The 18851-nt window shown below is 70.9% G+C and carries 19 protein-coding genes; all 19 read left to right on the top strand.

Annotated elements, in window-relative coordinates:
- Window positions 1-43 precede the first annotated feature (43 nt).
- Window positions 44-814, top strand: a complete 771-nt coding sequence (locus ACYQ1K_RS00265) for an SDR family oxidoreductase (RefSeq protein WP_459980366.1) — start codon at window positions 44-46, stop codon at window positions 812-814.
- 25 nt (window positions 815-839) lie between these two features.
- Window positions 840-1850 (top strand): 2,5-dihydroxypyridine 5,6-dioxygenase NicX family protein, encoded by a 1011-nt coding sequence (locus ACYQ1K_RS00270; RefSeq protein WP_459980367.1) that lies wholly within the window; start codon window positions 840-842, stop codon window positions 1848-1850.
- A gap of 4 nt (window positions 1851-1854) precedes the next feature.
- The gene (locus tag ACYQ1K_RS00275; protein ID WP_459980368.1) at window positions 1855-2991 is read left to right on the top strand and encodes a DODA-type extradiol aromatic ring-opening family dioxygenase; all 1137 of its coding nucleotides are present in this window, start codon (window positions 1855-1857) and stop codon (window positions 2989-2991) included.
- 3 nt (window positions 2992-2994) lie between these two features.
- Window positions 2995-3876: a nitrilase-related carbon-nitrogen hydrolase gene (locus tag ACYQ1K_RS00280; RefSeq protein WP_459980369.1), complete on the top strand. Its 882-nt coding sequence runs from the start codon at window positions 2995-2997 to the stop codon at window positions 3874-3876.
- On the top strand, window positions 3869-4159 hold the full coding sequence (locus tag ACYQ1K_RS00285) for a hypothetical protein (RefSeq protein WP_459980370.1): 291 nt from the start codon (window positions 3869-3871) through the stop codon (window positions 4157-4159). Before ACYQ1K_RS00280 ends, ACYQ1K_RS00285 begins: the two co-directional genes overlap by 8 nt.
- Complete coding sequence (locus ACYQ1K_RS00290) at window positions 4156-4974, top strand: GntR family transcriptional regulator (RefSeq protein ID WP_459980371.1); 819 nt, start codon at window positions 4156-4158, stop codon at window positions 4972-4974. Before ACYQ1K_RS00285 ends, ACYQ1K_RS00290 begins: the two co-directional genes overlap by 4 nt.
- Before the next feature lie 27 nt (window positions 4975-5001).
- On the top strand, window positions 5002-5781 hold the full coding sequence (locus tag ACYQ1K_RS00295) for a maleate cis-trans isomerase family protein (RefSeq protein ID WP_459980372.1): 780 nt from the start codon (window positions 5002-5004) through the stop codon (window positions 5779-5781).
- 3 nt (window positions 5782-5784) lie between these two features.
- Window positions 5785-6204, top strand: a complete 420-nt coding sequence (locus ACYQ1K_RS00300) for a hypothetical protein (protein ID WP_459980373.1) — start codon at window positions 5785-5787, stop codon at window positions 6202-6204.
- Window positions 6205-6215: 11 nt separating this feature from the next.
- Window positions 6216-7010, top strand: coding sequence for an SDR family NAD(P)-dependent oxidoreductase (locus tag ACYQ1K_RS00305; RefSeq protein WP_459980374.1), 795 nt, complete (start codon window positions 6216-6218; stop codon window positions 7008-7010).
- 124 nt (window positions 7011-7134) lie between these two features.
- Window positions 7135-7992 carry an FAD binding domain-containing protein gene (locus ACYQ1K_RS00310; RefSeq protein ID WP_459980375.1) on the top strand — a complete coding sequence of 286 codons (858 nt, stop codon included), beginning with the start codon at window positions 7135-7137 and terminating at the stop codon, window positions 7990-7992.
- Window positions 7989-8471 (top strand): (2Fe-2S)-binding protein, encoded by a 483-nt coding sequence (locus tag ACYQ1K_RS00315; protein ID WP_459980376.1) that lies wholly within the window; start codon window positions 7989-7991, stop codon window positions 8469-8471. Before ACYQ1K_RS00310 ends, ACYQ1K_RS00315 begins: the two co-directional genes overlap by 4 nt.
- On the top strand, window positions 8468-10846 hold the full coding sequence (locus tag ACYQ1K_RS00320; protein ID WP_459980378.1) for a xanthine dehydrogenase family protein molybdopterin-binding subunit: 2379 nt from the start codon (window positions 8468-8470) through the stop codon (window positions 10844-10846). Before ACYQ1K_RS00315 ends, ACYQ1K_RS00320 begins: the two co-directional genes overlap by 4 nt.
- A gap of 25 nt (window positions 10847-10871) precedes the next feature.
- On the top strand, window positions 10872-11564 hold the full coding sequence (locus ACYQ1K_RS00325) for an SRPBCC family protein (RefSeq protein WP_459980379.1): 693 nt from the start codon (window positions 10872-10874) through the stop codon (window positions 11562-11564).
- Between the two features lie 213 nt (window positions 11565-11777).
- Window positions 11778-12710, top strand: a complete 933-nt coding sequence (locus tag ACYQ1K_RS00330; protein WP_459980380.1) for an ABC transporter ATP-binding protein — start codon at window positions 11778-11780, stop codon at window positions 12708-12710.
- Window positions 12707-14332 (top strand): ABC transporter permease, encoded by a 1626-nt coding sequence (locus tag ACYQ1K_RS00335; protein WP_459980381.1) that lies wholly within the window; start codon window positions 12707-12709, stop codon window positions 14330-14332. Before ACYQ1K_RS00330 ends, ACYQ1K_RS00335 begins: the two co-directional genes overlap by 4 nt.
- Window positions 14333-14448: 116 nt before the next feature.
- Window positions 14449-15720, top strand: coding sequence for an ATP-binding protein (locus tag ACYQ1K_RS00340; protein ID WP_459980382.1), 1272 nt, complete (start codon window positions 14449-14451; stop codon window positions 15718-15720).
- A 173-nt stretch (window positions 15721-15893) separates the two neighbouring features.
- The gene (locus ACYQ1K_RS00345) at window positions 15894-16505 is read left to right on the top strand and encodes a TetR/AcrR family transcriptional regulator (protein WP_459980383.1); all 612 of its coding nucleotides are present in this window, start codon (window positions 15894-15896) and stop codon (window positions 16503-16505) included.
- An 88-nt stretch (window positions 16506-16593) separates the two neighbouring features.
- Window positions 16594-17763 carry an acyl-CoA dehydrogenase family protein gene (locus ACYQ1K_RS00350; protein ID WP_459980384.1) on the top strand — a complete coding sequence of 390 codons (1170 nt, stop codon included), beginning with the start codon at window positions 16594-16596 and terminating at the stop codon, window positions 17761-17763.
- Window positions 17764-17768: 5 nt separating this feature from the next.
- Window positions 17769-18848 (top strand): phosphotransferase family protein, encoded by a 1080-nt coding sequence (locus tag ACYQ1K_RS00355; protein WP_459980385.1) that lies wholly within the window; start codon window positions 17769-17771, stop codon window positions 18846-18848.
- The last annotated feature ends 3 nt before the right edge of the window (window positions 18849-18851 follow it).

Here is an 18851-nt window from a genome sequence, read left to right on the forward strand (position 1 = left end):
GCCAGCGGCCGAACGCAAGCCAACCAACAAGAAGGAGACTCCGGTGGATCTCGGACTCCAGGGTGCGATCGCCCTCGTCACCGCCGCCTCGCGGGGCATCGGCGCCGCAGTGGCGGATCGCCTCGCGCGTGAGGGGATGACGGTCGTGGCGACGTCGCGCACCGTCGGCGCGCCCACCATCCGGGGTGGGGGTGGTGTGTTGCCGCGGGCCCACGACCTGGGCGACGCCGCCGCCACGGAGACCCTCGTCGCCGATGTGGTCGCCGAGCACGCCCGTTTGGATGTGCTCGTCCTCAACACCCCCGGCCCGCCGATCACGCCCGTCCTCGACACGACGTGGGCCGCCTGGGAGGCGGCACACGACCTGTTGCTGCGCCCGGTGGTCCAGCTCGCGCTCGCCGGCGCACGCCAGATGAAGGAGCAGGGCGGCGGCGTGATCGTCCTGCTCACCTCCACCTGGGTCGTGCAGCCGGCCACGGGCGGCGTGCTCTCGGCGGCGTACCGGGCGGCGGCGTCCGCCTTCGCCAAGACCCTGGCGGCCGAGGTCGCGCCGTACGGCGTCCGCGTCGTCCATGTCATGCCCGGGGCCACCGGCACCGACCGCATGCAGAGCATCGTCGCGGCGAAGTCGGCCAAGAACTCCACCTCGGTCGAGGACGAGATCGCAGCCGTCGTCCGAGACATCCCCCTGGGCCGCTGGGCAGAGGCGGAGGAGATCGCCGACGCCGTCGCGTTCCTCGCCTCCCGGCGTGCCGCCTTCATCACCGGAGCCACCCTCGCCGTCGACGGCGGCGCGATCCGCTCCGTGAACTGACCACCTTCAACCAAGGAGACACACCATGCCCAAGACGCTCGAGGAGCTCTTCGTCGACCAGTTCACGCTGTGCGGCGTCACCGCCGACGAGACGGTCGCCGTCATCAGCGAGGTCGGCAAGAAGCAGACGTACGTCGACGCCGCGATCGGGGCGTCACGCCAGCTCGGTGCCGGTGTGCTCGTGTTGACCGCCTCCAGCCTCTCGGCGCCGCTGCTGCCGCCGTACCAGGGTGACGGGCGTGAAGTCCCCGCACTGCTGGCCGCCGCTGCCGAGTGCGACTTCGTCGTCGACGTGACCGAGGAGGGGCTGATCCACTCCGACGTCCGCACGCGCATCACCGGCAACGGCAAGCGCATGCTGTTCATCGCCGAGCCGGAGAACGTCCTGGAGCGGCTCATGGGTGACGAGGGCCTGCGGGCGGTCGTGGAGAAGGGCGGCGCGAAGCTGAGGGCCGGCTCCACCCTCCACGTCACCAGCGCGGCGGGCACCGACGTGACCGCCGACATCTCGGGCGAGGACCTGCCGATCACCCACCAGTGGGGCTTCGTCGACGCCGAGCACCGGTGGGACCACTGGCCAAGCGGCTTCGTGGCCTGCTTCCCGCGCGACCGGACGGCCCAGGGCCAGATCGTTCTGCAGCCCGGTGACGTCCTCATCCCGTGGCAGCGCTACGTCCGCGACGACGTCACCATGACGATCGACGAGGGGTTCATCACCGACATCAAGGGCGGCGTCGACGCCTTCATCCTGCGCGACTACATGGAGGCCTGGAACGACCCGGAGGTGTACGCGGTCTCCCACATGGGCTGGGGTGTGCACCCGATCGCCCGCTGGTCCGCGTTCGACGTCTACGAGCCGCGCTCGCTCTACGGCCAGGAGCTGCGTTCCACGTCCGGCAACTTCATGTGGTCCACCGGTCCCAACCGGTTCGTCGGTCGCGAGACGCCGGCCCACCTGGACATCCCCATGCGCAGCTGCACGGTGGAGGTCGACGGGGTCGCCGTGGTCGTCGACGGCACCCTCGTGGAGGACTGACGTCATGACCGAGCGAGCTGACATCGAGCAGGCCATCCTGCGCCTCGGTCGCGAGCCCGAGCTCCTCGCGCAGGTGAAGGCCGCGCCAGACAGTGCCGGCGAGGTGCTCGGCATCGACCAGGACTGGGCCGAGACCATCCTGGCGGGAGACCGCGACCGGCTGCGCTCGGCCGGACTCAACGACGGCATCACGATCCTGGTCAGCCGCTGGTTCTCCGACGACCTCGGCGACTCGACCAGCCACGGCCGCTTCACCGTCGACGCCTCCGTGCCGCTGCCGGCGTCGTCCTTGCCGCAAGGGCTCGTCTTCGCTGGCGGATGCTCGCACGTCCCCGACGTCCTGGCGCGCCCCGAGATCGACCCGGCGGACGCGGTCGAGCGGCTGCTGGCCGGCTACGCCCGCCTCGCCGAGGACATCAAGGCCGCCGAGCCCGACGTGCTGCTGGTGACGGCCGACTGCCACTTCCAGAGCTTCGCGACCGGCCACTTCGTGATCGGGGAGGCAGGCGAGCACCACGGCTCGATGGAGTTCTTCAAGCGCCCCGACCTGGACCTGCACCTGACCGGTCACCCGAAGCTCGCCCATGGCCTGGCCGAGGCCGCTCGCGCCGCCGGGATCGAGGTCGAGCAGGCGGCCCGGGTGGACCTCGACCACGGGCTGATCGTCCCGCTGCGGCTCATGCTGCCGCGACCCGATCTGCCGGTCATCCCGATCATCACCCAGCCCGCGCGGATGTTCTCGCCGTACAACGCTCGCGCGCTCGGCATCGCTTTCCGGTCGGCGATCGAGCAGTCGGGGCTGCGCGTGGCGATGCTCGCCACCGGCGGGCTCTCCCACTTCCTCGATCCGGGCAAGTTCGGTGAGGTGGACCAGGAGTTCGACACCTACGTGCTCGACATGCTCCGGGCCGGTCGCGGTCTCGACCTCGGCTCACTGGAGCCCTACCCGCTGCTCGACCACGGTCAGTACGAGTTCATGAACTGGCTGATCATGCTCGGCATCGTCGGCCCTGGCGTGCGTGGAGACGTCTACTCCTATGAGCCCATGGAGGCGTCCGGTGGAGGCTGGACGGTCGTCCGCATGGACCTCGAGGTCGCCGAGCTCGCGACCATGCCGTCCGCCGCTACGGTGGCGGGCTGAGCCATGCGCCGAACACTCCGGGTAGGGCTGTCCCAGTGGCACGCCACCTCCGACGTCGAGGCCAACCTCGCCACCGCTCTGCAAGCCGTGGCCGAGGCCGCCGGTGCCGGGGCGGAGCTCGTGCTGCTTCCGGAGAACGGGCTCATGCTCGCCGGCAACGTGGCGATGCGCGAGCGGGCCTTCCGTGAGGACTCACCCGAGCTCGGAAAGATGGGGGCCGCGGCGGCCGAGCACGGTGTCGCGGTCGTGCTGGGCGGCGCGAAGCTCGCCACCGATGAGGGCATCGTCAACGCCGCGCTGGTCTGGGACGCAAACGGCGAGCTGGCGGGTCGCTACGACAAGATCCACCTCTTCGACGCACACATCGACGGCCAGTCGTTCGAGGCGAGCAGCGTCGAGCGGGCGGGCCGGACACCGGTTCTCCTCGACATCGACGGCGTGTCGGTGGGGTTGACGATCTGCTACGACGTCCGCTTCCCCGAGCTCTATCGGACGCTGGCCCAGGCCGGAGCGGCAGTCGTCCTCGTGCCCGCGGCGTTCACCCACACCACCGGGTCAGCCCACTGGCACACGCTGCTGCGCGCTCGGGCGATCGAGAACGCCTGCTACGTCGTTGCGTCCGCCACCGTGCGCGGTGCGGACGAGAGCGAGCGGGCGGCCGATGCCTTCGAGACGTTCGGCCACGCCCTCGCCGTGGGGCCGTGGGGCGAGATCCTGGCCGACCTCGGGGACGCCGCCTACGCCGTGCAGGTCGTGGAGCTGGACCTCGCGACGGTGCCCCAGGTGCGGGACAAGCTGCCTGTGCTGCGTCAGGGTAACCCTGCGGCGTACGCGACGGCGCCGGCGAGCATCGACGTCAACGGCATGAGGAGGACAGATGGGTGACCCTGACGCCCTGCAGGGTGTGGTCGAGACCGGCGACTGGGTCGGCATCGGCAACGAGTTCACCGGCGCTCAGGTCCGCAAGGTCTGGACCCGCAACGGCGAGCGTCTGCAGGTCTACATCCCGTCCCGAGGCACGACGATCCTCCTCGATGCCATGCAGCTGGAGATCATCGCGGCCCAGGACGCCAGCCAGTTCAGCCAGCTCTTCGCCCGCAAGCTGGGCAGCGAGCACGCGGCCGGCCTGCCCGGCCTCGACGAGCAGACCGGAGGAAGCGAAGCATGAGCGTCCCGAAGCGCCCCGGGAACGTCGTCGACGGCGTCGTGGAGACCCTGCGCGAGCGGATCGTCTCGGGTCAGATCCCGCCGGGCGTCCGCATCTCCCAGCAGCAGCTGGCCGAAGAGCTGCAGGTCTCGCGCACCCCGCTGCGTGAGGCGATGCAGCGCCTTGCCACCGAGGGGCTGCTCGTCGGGGAGGCCAACAGGGGCATGGTCGTGGCGCCGGTCCAGCTGTCCGACGTCGAGGACGCCTACGCGCTTCGGCTGCTGGTGGAGCCGCCGACGGTCGCTGCGATCACCGACAGCGTCACCGCCGATGACCTCGATGCGATGGCCGAGGCGTTGGCCGACATGGAGGAGCCGACCATCGGCACCAAGGCGTTCCAAGATGCGCACTTCCGCTACCACGCTGTGCTCCTCGATCGGTATCCGCCGTACGCCGATGAGCTGATCCACCAGCTGCACCGCACGATCTACCGCCAACAGCGGCTCTACTTCTCACGGCCGCCTGCGGTCGCCGACTTCCTGTGGCTCGACCGCGCCTTCTTGGAGGCGCTGCAGGCACGCAAGGGGGAGCTGGCCCGGCACATCCTGGAGTTCCACCTCCTCGACGCGGCCTTGGGCCTCGTGCTCGACATCGACCCCGACTTCGCCTTCGAGTCGCTCGCCGTCACGTTGCGGGGCCTCGGCATCGCCGTGCCCGACCTCGGGCGCACACCGGTACGGCTGCCCCTGAGCCTGACGTGGACACGGGAGGTGTCCGAGGACCTGCCCGCCCTTCTCAAGACCTCCAACCTCGAGCACTCCGCAACGGCGGACTGACCCCCTGAACGATTCGAACGGAGACCCATGCCCGACTCGACCACAGCTGCACCGCGCGCCTTGCGCGTGGGCCTCATCGTGCCCAGCTCCAACACCACGATGGAGACGGAGGTGCCGGCGATCCTGCGCGCCCACGAGCAGATCAGCGATGACCGGTTCACCTTCCACTCGGCCCGGGTGCGGATGAAGCACGTCACGCAGGAGGAGCTCACCGCCATGGACGAGAACGCGGGCGTCGCCGCCGCGCAGCTGGCCGACGCGGACGTGGACGTGATGGGGTATGCGTGCCTCGTGGCGACGATGTCCCAGGGACCGGGCCATCACCATGTCTCGGAGGAGCGCCTCGGACGGATCGCTCTCGACGAGACCGGACGGCGCATCCCGGTCGTCGCCTCCGCCGGTGCCGTCGTGGAGGCGTTGCACCACCTGAGCGCCAAGAGGATCGCGGTCATCACGCCCTACATGAAGCCGCTGACCGAGACCGTGTGCGGCTACATCGAGCACGAGGGCTACGAGGTGGTCGACTCCATCAGCCTCGAGGTCTCCGACAACCTCGCGGTCGGCCGGCTCGACCCGACCCGGCTGCTCGACCTGGCGCATCGCGTCGACACCTCCGACGCCGACGCGCTGGTGCTCTCTGCATGCGTCCAGATGCCGTCGCTTCCGGTGCTTCAGCAGGTCCAGGACCGGTTCGAGATCCCGGTGATCTCGGCAGCCGCCGCCACTGCCTGGCGGATCATGTCCGAGCTCGGCCTGGAGCCGGTGGCGCCCGGCGCGGGCAGGCTGCTGGCGCCCGCAGGAGTGTGACGGATGCTCCACGAAGCGGAGTCGTCGCCCGCGACGGTGCTCGCCGTCGGCCTGGGCGACGCGAGTCTCGCCGCCGTACGCCACGCGACCGCAGGCCCGCGAGCTGCGAGCCTGACGACCGTCGAGGATGCCCACCGTGCCCGTGACTGGCTGGCCCGGCATCGGTCGGCGACCGTGCTGGTGGTCGCGCGGTTCCACGAGGCCGACGCGTGGGGGCTCTGCTCGCTGCTGGTCACCCTCCTCGAGCGTTCGAAGGCGGTCCCCGTGGTCGTGGTCTCGCCAGTTCCTCGTCCCTCGCTCCCCGTCCTGATCACGGACCATCCCGGTCTGGTCGTGGTCGACCCGGCCGACCAGCTTGTGCTGTGCGCGACCGTGGAGACCGCTCTCGAGCGTTGCGGCACGCACGTGTCGACGCCGATCTGAAAGGAAGGCCCATGGGAGCACTGGACGACAAGGTGGTCGTCTTCACCGGCTGCGGGGCCGGGATCGGCCGTGCGACGCTGACGCGGTTCGTCGCCGAAGGGGCGAAGGTGGTCGCCGTCGACATCCTGCCGGCCGTGGAGACCCTCCCGGCCGACCTCGGCGACGCGGTCGTGGCCGTGCAGGGCGACGTCTCCGACTGGGAGGTCAACCGCCGCGCTGCCCGGACGGCGGTCGAGACCTGGGGGCGGATCGACGTCTTCGTCGGCAACGCCGGCATCTTCGACGGCATGGCGCCGTTGGAGGAGATCGAGGGCGAGCGCCTCTCGCAGGCGTTCCACGAGCTGTACGCCGTCAACGTCCTCGGCCCGCTGCTCGGCGTGCGGGCCTGCGCCGACCAGCTGATCGAGCGGGGAGGGTCGGTGATCATCACGGGCTCCTTCGCCGGGGCGAACACCGGCGGCGGCGGGATCCTCTACACGTCCTCGAAGCACGCGCTGCACGGTGTGATCCGTCAGCTGGCCTATGAGCTCGCCCCGACCGTGCGGGTCAACGGCGTCGCGCCGGGGGTCGCGGCGACCCAGATGCGTGGCATCACCTCCTTGGGCCAGACCTCCGGCGAGGCCGTCATCGACGGCACTCGCGAGGTCCTGCCCCTGCAGGAGGTCCCTGACTTCGACGCGTACGCCGCGATGTACACGCTCCTCGCCTCCGATGAGGCGGCCGCGATGACCGGCTCGATCGTCACCATCGACAGCGGACTGGGCATCCGGGGCATCGCGAAGCCCGGCGGCCGGGTCGGTCGCTAGGAACGCCCGATCGAGGAGATCCGTCATGGGCTGCGCCTCCTCAACGTCTGGATCCACAACTGCCCACACTTCTCCGCCACCGTCTGAGCAGGGAAGACCGTCACCACACCGGAAGGAAGCGCAGATGAAGCCTCCGAAGTTCGACTACCGAAGTCCTGAGACCGTTGCCGAGGTGATCGGCCTTCTGGCCGAGTTCCGTGACGACGCGTCCGTGCTGGCCGGCGGCCAGAGCCTGCTGCCCCTGCTGAACATGCGCCTGGCCAGACCCGACGTGCTGGTCGACCTCGGCCGCGTGCAGGATCTGGACACCATCGACGTCCAGCCCGACCGCATCGTCGTCGGTGCCGGTGTCCGACTCGCCCGGCTGGAGCGTGACCCGGACGTGCGAGACGCCTTGCCGGTGATCGCCCAGGCCATCGGGTTCGTGGCTCATCCGCAGATCCGCAACCGCACCACTGTCGGTGGCACTCTCTGTCACGCTGACCCGGCGGCGGAGCTGCCCTGCGTGGCGGTGGCCCTCGGAGCCGTGCTGTGTCTGCGGTCGGCCAGAGGCGAGCGGCGAGTCGAGGCGGCCGACTTCTTCGAGTCGGTCTTCATGACTGCTCGGCAGCCGGACGAGCTCCTGGTGGCGGTGGAGTTTCCTCGTGACCCGGCGCTGCGCTTCGTCTACGACGAGGTCGCACGCCGCCACGGCGACTTCCCCTTCGTGGGCCTGTGTCTCGGCGTCCAGCGTGACGGCTCGGCCATCACGGCAGCTCGGGCCGCCGCGGCAGGAGTGGCCGACCGCCCGCTGCGGTTGGGCGCCTTGGAGGCGGCGCTCACCGGCGCCTCGACCGCGGCCGGCATCGAGGCGGCCGCGACGGCTGCCACGGACGAGACCGATCCCCCGGACGACCAGCACGGCACGGCGGCGTTCCGACGCTCCCTGCTGCGCAGGCTGGTCCGCACGCTCGCGCACGACCTGATGGAGGTGGCGGCATGACCGAGCAGTCCCGCGTCATCCGGATGACGCTCAACGGCTCCGCGCACGAGGTGGACGTGCCCGTCCGCACGCTGCTCAGCGACCACCTGCGCCACGGGGCTGGTCTCACCGGCACGCACGTCGGGTGTGAGCAAGGGGTGTGCGGGGCCTGCACCGTGCTCGTCGACGGCGAGCCGATGCGGTCGTGCCTGATGCTCGCCGTCCAGGCCGATGGTCGCAACATCGAGACGGTCGAGTCGCTGGCCCAGGGAGAGGAGCTGTCCGGCTTCCAGCGTGCCATGCGTGACCAGCACGGCCTGCAGTGCGGGTTCTGCACCCCGGGCATCTTGATGAGCGTCGCGGCAGCCGAACGCCGCGGCAGCAGCGCTGAGGAGACGGAGACGGAGGTGCTCGGCGGCCACGTCTGCCGCTGCACCGGCTACGTCGGCATCCGGGCAGCGATCCGACAGTGCTGGAGCGAGAAGGGAGCCCGCGCATGACCACCACCGAGACCCCCGCCGCCGAGGCCCCTCCCGCCACGGCCGCCGAGTCACTGATCGGCGCTCGCGTTCCGCGGGTCCAGGACGAGCGGCTTCTGCGCGGCAAGGGCCGGTACGCCGACGACGTCAGCGAAGCCGGCGTCCTCCATGCCGCCGTCGTCCGCAGCCCGATCGCGGCCGGCCAGGTCACGGCCTTCGACACCACTCAGGCCGAGGCCCTGGAGGGCGTCGTCCTTGTCCTGGGGCCCGACGAGATCGCCGCACTGACCGACCCGGTTGCGTCAAGCTGGCTCCTGTGGGGCCAGCAGCTGACCCACGTGCCGATCGTCGACCGGGCGATCCGGTACGTCGGCCAGCCCATCGCCGTGGTGGTCGCGTCCTCGCGGGCCCTCGCGGAGGATGCGTTGGAGCTGATCGACGTCGAGTACGACGACCGACCGGCCGTGATCGGCCTGGACGCCGCTCGCGCCGAGGACGCCGCGCTGGTCTACCCCTCGCTCGGCAGCAACCAGGTCGGCTCCTTCCAGTTCGGCCCGCCGCAGGAGCTGCTCGAGGACGTCTTCGCCGGCGCGGCACACGTCGTCGACCGGACCTTCACGGTGCCGCGCATCAGCCACAGCCCCCTGGAGCCTCGCGGCCTGGTCGCCGAATGGGTGGAGGCGACCCAGCAGCTGAGCGTGCACAGCAGCACGCAGGTTCCGCATGCGGTCCGGCAGGAGCTGGCGTGCGTGCTGCGTCTGCGCCAGGACCAGGTCCGCGTGGTCGCCGCCGACGTGGGCGGTGCCTTCGGGCAGAAGACCTCGCTGTTCCCCGACGAGGCGATGGTGTGTCTCGCGGCGATGCGGCTCGGACGCACCGTCAAGTGGATCGAGGACCGTGTGGAGGCCCTGACCGCGAGCTATCAGGGCCGCGGACAGGTCACCCGCGCGAGGCTCGGCCTCGACGCCGACGGGCGGTTCCTCGTGATCCACGCGGACATGCACGGTGACGTGGGCGCCTTCACCAGCACCACGACCGGAGGCACCGGCCCGTTCCAGGTCGCCGGGCTGATGCTCGAGGGGCCGTACCGGTTCGACATCGCCGCCTCGACCGTCACCGCCTGGTACACCAACGCCGTCCCCACGGGCGCGTTCCGCGGCTACGGCATGCAGGAGGCGACGTTCATCCGCGAGCGACTGGTCGACGAAGCGGCGCGGGAGCTCGGCACGGATCCCGTCGAGCTGCGCCGGCGCAACATGATCCAGCCCGACCAGCTGCCGCACGTCACCAACACCCAGGTGCCCTATGACAACGGCGACTACCCCCGGGTGCTCGACCGTGCCGTCGCGCTGGCATCCGCCGGTGCGCGGCCGAGCAAGGATCGGGTGCGCCGCGGCATCGGCTACTCCTCCATGGTGGAGATCACCGGCTTCGCGCCGAGCGCTCTGCTGGAGCTCTACCACATCCACTGGAGCGGCTACGAGACCAGCACCATCCGGGTCAACGAGGACGGCACGGTGACGGTCTTCTCCGGAGCCACGTCGATCGGGCAGGGCATCGAGACCTCGCTCGCCCAGGTGGCCGCCGAGAGGCTCGGCGTACCTCTGGAGTGGGTGCGCGTCCAGCTCGGCGACACCCTCACTTCGCCGTACTCGAACATGGGCTCGCAGGCGAGCCGCGGGCTGGCTCTCGCGGGTGGCGCGCTGTGGAAGGCCGCTGCGACGCTGCGCGAGCGGATGCACGCCCTCGCCTCCGCCTACCTGGAGGCGTCGCCGGAGGACGTCACCTTCTCCGAGGGGGAGTTCCGCAGCGCAGCCGGGACCACCATCGCCTGGCGCGAGGTCGCCCACCGCGGCTGGATGGGCTGGCGACGGCGCGCCGACGACGTGATCCGGCTCGAGGAGACGGTGGAGTACGACCCGGCCAGCATCACCTTCGGATACGCCACCCACGCGGCGCAGGTCGCCGTCGACCTCGACACGGGCAAGGTCGACATCGAGGACTACTGGGTCGTCCATGACTCGGGAGTGGTCGTCAACCCCCTCGTCGGCGACGGGCAGATCATCGGCGGAGTCGCGATGGGCATCGGCGCCGCGCTGCTGGAGGAGTCGACGTTCTCACCGGACGGCCAGCCGACGGCGACGACGTACCTCGACTACATCGTGCCGATCTCCGAGGACGTCCCCGACCTCGTGCTCGACCACATCGTCACACCCAGCGAGCTCACCCCCGGCGGGTTCAAGGGCATCGGGGAGAGCGGGACCATCCCGCCGCCTGCCGCAATCGCCAACGCCGTCGCCGCCGCCGTGCCCGAGATCGCTGCCCAGGTCGTTGCCATCCCACTGAGCCCGACCCGCGTCTGGTCGATGCTCGACGCCGCCGGCCTCACCCGTTGAGCAACCTGACGGAGGAAGTTCTGACATGCAGCTGAAGCACTCCTTCACCGTCCCCGTGCCGATCGACGAGGCCTGGCGCGTCCTGCTCGACCTCGAGCGCATCGTGCCGGCTCTGCCGGGCGCGTCATTGGGTGATCATGGCGACGACACCTTCACCGGGCAGGTGAAGGTGAAGATCGGCTCGATCCAGATGGCCTACAAGGGCCAAGGCACGTTCACTGAGCGGAACGAGGCGGACCACCGCATCGTCATCGAGGCGGCCGGCAAGGATGCGCGTGGTGCGGGGACCGCACAGGCAGCCATCAGCTGCACGCTGAGTCCGGACGGGCCGCACACAAGGGCCGATGTGGTCACCGATCTCGCACTGACGGGGCGACCGGCCCAGTTCGGCCGGGGTCTCGTCAACGATGTCGGCGGGAAGATCCTCGACCAGTTCGCGGTGAACCTCAGCGCGGCACTTCAGGCCGACTCCGCGCCTCAGGCCGCGGCGCCCGAGATGCGAGTAGGAGGGACGCCCGCGGCGAGCGGGGAGGCGAGACCGATCGGTGGGGCTGCCGCCGCGGCCTCGACGCCACCCCGCGCGCCGGTGACCGAGGCGGAGCCGCTGGATCTGATGAGCGTGGCGGGCGCCGCTCTGGCCAAGCGGGCCGCGGCGGTGGGTGTCGTGGTCCTGGCGCTCGTCGTGGGTCTGCTGATCGGCCGCCGTAGCTCCCGCTGACGCACTCCGCGACGCACTCCGCGACGCACTCCGCGACGCGCTCACGCGGGCGGGTCGGTCGCGGGTGCGGACGCCTCGCGCACGTCCGTCGGTCCCGGTGGGGAAGGGGCCTTCGTCCCTCGGGTGGCTCGCTTGCGCCCCTGTCATCGACCCGCGGACGAGGACACCGTGGAGGCGTCGACGTGTGAGGCGTCGCCGAGGAGGTGGGTGTCGATGAGGGCCATCGAGGTCTCCGGGCTCGTCAAGGACTTCGGACACGGGACGCGAGCCCTCGACCATCTCGACCTCGAGGTGGAGACGGGGGAGGTGCACGGCTTCCTCGGCCCCAACGGCGCGGGGAAGACCACGACGATCCGGGTCCTGCTCGGCTTGCTGCGGGCCGATGCGGGGCGCGTGGTCCTGCTGGGCGGTGACCCGTGGCGCGACGCCGTGGCGTTGCACCGACGTCTGGCCTACGTGCCCGGCGAGGTGAACCTGTGGCCGAACCTCACCGGCGGTGAGGTGATCGACCTGCTCGGCGACCTGCGCGGGGGACTCGACGAGGCTCGTCGGGCCGAGCTGCTCGAGCGCTTCCAGCTCGACCCGACCAAGAAGATCCGCGCCTATTCCAAGGGCAACCGGCAGAAGGTCGCCCTGGTGGCGGCGTTCTCCTCGGCTGTCGAGCTCTACCTGCTGGATGAGCCCACGTCGGGCTTGGACCCGCTGATGGAGGCGGTCTTCCAGGATGTCGTGCAGGAGCTGCGGGCTGCGGGACGCAGCATCCTGCTGTCCAGCCACATCCTCTCCGAGGTGGAGGCGCTGTGCGATCGCGTCACGATCATCCGCGCCGGCCGGGCTGCGGAGTCGGGCACCTTCGAGGAGCTGCGGCACCTCACCCGAACGTCGGTGGTGGTCGACACGGTCAAGCCGATGCCGGCCGTCGCCGCGTGGCCCGGCGTCCATGACGCCCGCGTGGCCGACGGTCATGCGGAGTTCAGCGTCGAGCCCGGCGAGCTGAACCAGGTGCTCGAGCACCTGGTCCGCCTGGAGGTGCGGTCGATGACCACCTCACCGCCGACCTTGGAGGAGCTGTTCCTGCGCCACTACGGCGAGGACCTCTCAGCCTCGTCGCCCGACCGGGATGACGAGGTGGTGAGGGTGCGGTGAGCGGCTTCAGCGGCACGCTCCGGCTTGTCCGGCTCGCGCTCCGCCGCGACCGGGTGATGCTGCCGGCGTGGATCCTCGGCATGGCGGCGTTCCTCGCTGCGACGACGGCCCTGTTCGAGAGCACCTACACCGCGCACCCCGAGCTGCTGCGGCCTGACACCCAGGTCGTGGTGGAGAACCCCGGCATGAGGGTGCTCGGCCTGGTGACGGGCGCCAGCGTCGGCGGCTACACCATGCATCGCGACGGCCTCACCCTGGCGGTCCTCGCGGCGATGATGAGCGTGTTGGCGGTGGTCCGCCACACCCGCCAGGCCGAAGAGCTCGGTCGCGAGGAGACGCTCGCCGCCGGAGTCGTCGGGCGCTATGCGTCACTGACGGCCGCGGTGGTGGTCGCCCTTGCGGCCGACGTCGCCCTGGCCCTGGCGCTCGCCGTCGCCATGGCAGCCACCGGCCAGCCTGTGGTCGGGTCCGTCGTGGCGGGCACGTCGATCGCGCTGGTGGGCGTCGTGTTCACCGGCGTCGCGGCCCTCACGTGCCAGCTGGCGTCCACCACCCGTGGCGCGACGGGTCTCGCGAGCGCCGCCCTCGGGGCTGCGTTCCTGCTCTCGGCGCTGGGCAACATGCTCGGGACGGTCGACTCCGCCGCCCTTCGGGTCGGCAGCGCGTGGCCGACGTGGCTCTCCCCGATCGGCTGGGGACAGCAGATGCGTCCGTTCGCCGACGACCTGTGGTGGCCGCTGGGCGTGGCCGTGGTGTCGACGGCCCTCCTGTTCGGCGGCGCCGTCGTCCTCGTGGACAGACGTGACGTGGGCCGCGGCTTGTGGCCGGAGCGTCGAGGTGCGGCCCGCGCGAGCTCGGCTCTGCTCAGTCCCACGGGTCTGGTCTGGCGCCTGCAACGCGGCACGCTGCTGGGATGGGCGGTCGGACTGCTCGGCTTCGGGCTGGTCTTCGGGGCGCTGGCTGACCGCATCGAGGGCCTGAAGGGGGCCGCCACCGAGTGGTACGAGGCCTTCGGTGGCAACGCGGACCTCCTCGGCGCCTACTGGGCCTCGATGCTGCAGATCGCGGGCATGGCCGTCTCCATCTACGTCGTCACGCTGATGCTCAGGCTCCATCACGACGAGTCCGACGGCACCCTCGAGCCCGTGCTCGGCACGGCCGTCTCCCGGTTGCGCTGGCTGGCGGCGTACGCCGTCAACGCGCTGGTCGGCGCCATCCTGCTGATGCTCGTCTTCGCGCTCGCCATGGGCGTCACCGGCGGCCAGGCCGTCGGTGGGACCGCCTCACTGCTGCGCGATCTGGTCGGCGCCGCACTCGTCCAGCTGCCCGCCATCGCCGTGCTCGGAGCGACCGTCGTCGCGCTGCTCATGCTGCTGCCGCGGTGGTCGGTCGGCCTGTCCTGGCTGCTCGTCGTGCTCTCCGTCGTGGTCGGTCCGATGTTCGGCCCGTCGCTCGGCCTGCCGACCTGGCTCCTCGACCTCTCGCCGTTCACCCATGTGCCGAACGCGCCCGCCGTCGCGATCAGCTACGGACCGGTCGTGGGTCTGTGCCTGACCAGTGTCCTGGTGGCCGCGGCGGGCGCCGTCGCGCTGCGCCGGCGGAATCTCGCGCTGCCGGCGTGAGGTGAGAATCGCTCGTGGGTGTCCGTCGGGGTGACTCGTCAGCCCGCGTCGAAGTGCCCAGTTTGTCAGCGTCCAAATGCCTAATAGGAGGGTGTCCATCTGCTAGGTTAGGCCATATGCGCTACCGCCGCAGGGTCGTCGACTCAGTGTTGGACGAGCTCTTCCCTCATCTGGCCGCCATCGCACTGGAAGGCGCCAAGGGCGTCGGCAAGACCGCTACCGCACTGCAGCGGGCCCGGACGTCGATCTTGCTAGATCTTGCGGGACAGCGCGAGATCGTCGACGCCGACCTCGACTACGTGACGAAAGTCGAGTCGCCGGTGCTGATCGATGAGTGGCAGCTCGCACCGGCCGTGTGGGATCGGGTCCGCAGGGCTGTCGATGAGGACGCCCGAGGGGGCCGGTTTCTCCTTGCAGGATCTGCCGGCGTCGCGCCTGGTGTGCGCGTCCACTCCGGCGCAGGGCGCATCGTCAGCCTCATCATGCGCCCCCTCTCGATGGCCGAACGCGGAATCGCTGGGCCGACGGTGTCCCTGGCGCAGCTGCTCACGGGGAGCAAGCCGGCGATCTCTGGTCGCACTGACATCGACCTCTCCGCGTATGTCGAGGAGATCCTGGCCTCTGGTTTCCCGGGCCTACGTGATCTCCCGGAACGGGCGCGCACCATCCAGCTCGACAGCTACCTCTCCCGCATCGTCGAGAGGGAGCTGCCGGAGAACGGCTTCCACGTGCGCCGTCCGCACGCTCTCCGCGGCTGGTTGGCGGCCTATGCGGCGGCGACCTCGACCGACGCGGCCTACTCCAAGATCCTCGATGCCGCCACCGGGGGGATGACCGACAAGCCTTCCCGCGCCACGGTCGACAACTATCGTGAGCATCTCAGCCGAATCTACGTCCTCGACCCGATCCCCGCCTGGGTGCCGACGTTCAACCCGCTCAAGCGGCTCACGCTGTCACCCAAGCACCATCTGGTCGATCCCGCGCTCGCTGCGCGCCTCGTCGGCGTCGGCAGGGCGGGTCTGCTGCAGGGGACTGGCGATCGGGTCGCAGCGACCAGCGGGACGTGGCTGGGCGCGCTGTATGAGTCGCTGGTTGCGCAGAGCGTCAGGGTCTACGCCGCGGCGGCGTCCGCGCACGTGGGCCATCTCCGCACCAAGGAGACCGACCACGAGATCGACCTGATCGTCGAAGGGGAGGACCGCCGAGTCGTCGCCATCGAGGTGAAGCTCAGCGAGTCGGTCAGCGACAAGGACGTCCGCCATCTCAACTGGCTGCACGCCCAGATCGGCGACCGGGTTGCTGACCGTGTCCTCGTCAACACCGGCAAGCTGGCCTACCGGCGGCCCGACGGCGTGGCCGTGGTCCCGTTGGCGCTGCTGGGTCCGTAGTCGCCCTCGCCCTGCGATGCCCGAAGGGGCCGTCACCAGAGGCAACCCTGAGGAACTTGCCGACGTGCGTGCGCACCGGCTCGATCGAGCGGAGCCTCCAAGACGATGGCCGCCGAGCGCAGCGCCAGAGCGCCCGCGAAGGGTCGGTCGGCAGCCCGATACCCTGCGTGACCATGGCTTCCGCAGCGTCGTGGCGCACGTATGAGGCTTCGTCGCTGCCCCGCGTCCTGGCTGCCGCGTTGGAGGCGTTCGCGGAGGAGGGCTACGAGGGGACGAGCATCCGCGACATCGGTGCACGGGCCGGCCTGTCGGTGCCCGGGCTCTACCACCATCACCGCTCCAAGCAGGAGATCCTGGCGACGCTGATGGAGACGGTCCTCGAGGACCTGCTCGCCCGCTGCCGGTCTTCTCTGGAATCCGCTGGCGACGACCCGTCCGCACGGTTCGACGCGGTCGTCGAGTGTCTGCTCCGCTTCCACATGTTCCGTAGAGCCGAGGCGTTCGTCGCCTCGACGGAGCTGCGGAGCCTCGAACCCGAGAACCGGGCGCGGTGCGTCGCCCTGCGCGACCAGGTGCAGCGCCTGGTGACGGACGTCGTGGAGGACGGGCGTGCTCAGGGCGTGTTCACCACGCCGTACCCCGTCGACGCCGCGCGGGCGGTCGCGACCCTGTGCGTCGGCGTGGCCTCCTGGTATCGCGCGGACGGGGCGCTCGGTCCCGATGAGCTGGTCGCGCGCCACACGATCTTGCTGCGCGACCTCGTCGGAGCACCGCGCACGGTCTGACCCCTCGTTGCGCTCGGCCGATCTTGACCCGGCGCCGCTGTGCTGGCACCCTGACCGAGCGACTGATCGGTCTAAAAGAGGAGGTACGGTGGCAGACGTCGACGCGCTGGTGACAGCGACTCGAGAGCTCGTCCGGGCGGAGGTCCTGCCGGTCGACGACGAATTCGACGGCAACATCGACGCCGCCGGCGGCGAGGTGCTCCGCGAGCGCCTGCAGGCCTCCGCACGGAGCGCCGGACTCCTGACGCCGCACGGGCCCACCGAGTACGGCGGTCTCGGCCTGTCGATGTCGGAGCGGGCGCCCGTCTTCGAGGAGGCCGGCTACTCGCTCTTCGGGCCGGTCGCCCTCAACATCAACGCCCCCGACGAGGGCAACGTCCACCTCCTCGACCATGTCGCCGTCGGCGCCCAGCGTGAGCGCTACCTGGCGCCGCTGGTGCGAGGGGAGTGGCGCTCGGCCTTCGCGATGACCGAGCCCGCCCCCGGCGCCGGCGCGGACCCGGCGGCGCTGACGACGCGCGCCGAGAAGGTCGACGGCGGCTGGCTGATCAACGGCCGCAAGTACTTCATCACCGGCGCCGACGGAGCCGGCTGCTTCATCATCATGGCCCGCACGAGCGGCGAGCCGGGCCAGAGCGGCGGCGCCACGATGTTCCTGGCGCCGGCCGACCGCGACGGGATCAAGGTGGTCCGGCACCTGAACACGATGGACAAGTCGATGCTCGGCGGTCACTGTGAGATGGCCTTCACCGACGTCTTCGTCCCCGACGAGGACGTGCTGGGAGCGGTCGACGAGGGCTTCCGCTACGCGCAGGTGCGCCTCGGGCCCGCCCGGATGACGCACGTCATGCGGTGGACCGGCGCGGCCCGTCGTGCCCACGAGGTCGCGGTCGGGTACGCCGCCGACCGGCAGCTCTTCGGCTCTCGCCTCGCCGACCTCGGCATGGCGCAGCAGCTCATCGCCGACAACGAGATCGACCTGGCGGCCACCCGGGCGCTGCTGCGCGAGGCCTGCGCGGAGCTGGACGCCGGCGGCCGGGCCTCGAAGGCGACCTCGATCGCGAAGACGTTCGCCGCCGAGGCGCTCGGCCGGGTCGTGGACCGGGCCACCCAGCTCTGTGGCGGCCTCGGGGTCTCCAGCGACCTGCCCGTGGCCAAGATCGCTCGCGAGCTGCGCCCCTTCCGCATCTACGACGGCCCCTCCGAGGTGCACCGCTGGGCGATCGCCAAGCGTGCGGTCCGAGAGCTCGGCCGGTGAGCGGCGTGAGGGACGTGACGGACGCGACCGACGCGACCGACCCGACCGACGCCACGAAGGCGACCGCCCTTTCCGCGGAGGAGCTCGACGGCATCGCGGCGGTGATGCGCGAGGCCGGCGTCGACGTCGGCTCCCTGTCGGCGGAGCTGATCGCCGGCGGTCGCTCGAACCTGACGTTCCGACTGACCGATGGGGACGCACGGTGGGTGATGCGGACGCCACCACGCGCCGGCCGCACGCCGTCGGCACACGACGTCGCCCGTGAGTACCGCGTGACCGCCGCGCTCGGTGCGACCGACGTGCCGGTGGCTCGCGCGGTCGTGCTGTGCGAGGACGACGCCCTTCTCGGCGGCCCGTTCGCGATCGCCGACTTCGTCTCGGGCCGCACGATCCAGACCCGCCGCTCGCTCGAGGAGCTCGACGACGCGACGCTCGCAGCGACGCTGCGCGCTCTCGTCGACACGCTCGCCCGGCTGCACCGCGTCGACCATGTCGCCGTCGGGCTGGAGCGGTTCGGTCGCCCGGACGCCTACGCCGAGCGGCAGCTCAAGCGCTGGTCGGGACAGTGGGACCTCGTCGGCGCCGAGGAGCTGCGGCCCCTGGCGACTGAGGTCGCCACCCGGCTGGGCGAGGGCCTTCCCGAGCAGCGCAGCACCGGAGTCGTCCACGGGGACTTCCGCATCGACAACACCATCCTCGACCTCGCCGGCGCTGAGCCGCGCGTGACGGCGGTCGTCGACTGGGAGCTGTCCACGATCGGTGACCCCGTGGCCGACGTGGCCATGATGTGCGCCTACCGACACCCCGTCTTCGACCTCATCGTCGGCGAGCCGAGCGCGTGGACCAGCGACCGACTGCCGGACGTGGCGGCGCTCGCTGCGGCGTACCAGGCCGCCGGTGGCGTGCCCCTGGAGCACTGGGAGCGTCATCTCGCCCTGGCCTACTTCAAGGTCGGGGTGATCGCTGCCGGCATCGACCACCGCCAGCGCGCCGGCGGTCCGTCCGGCACGGGCTTCGACACCGCCGGGGAGTCGGTGCCGATCTATCTGGAGCTGGCGCGCGACGCGCTGGACGGTCGCGCCTGACCG

The sequence above is a fragment of the Nocardioides sp. AN3 genome, from assembly GCF_054653495.1.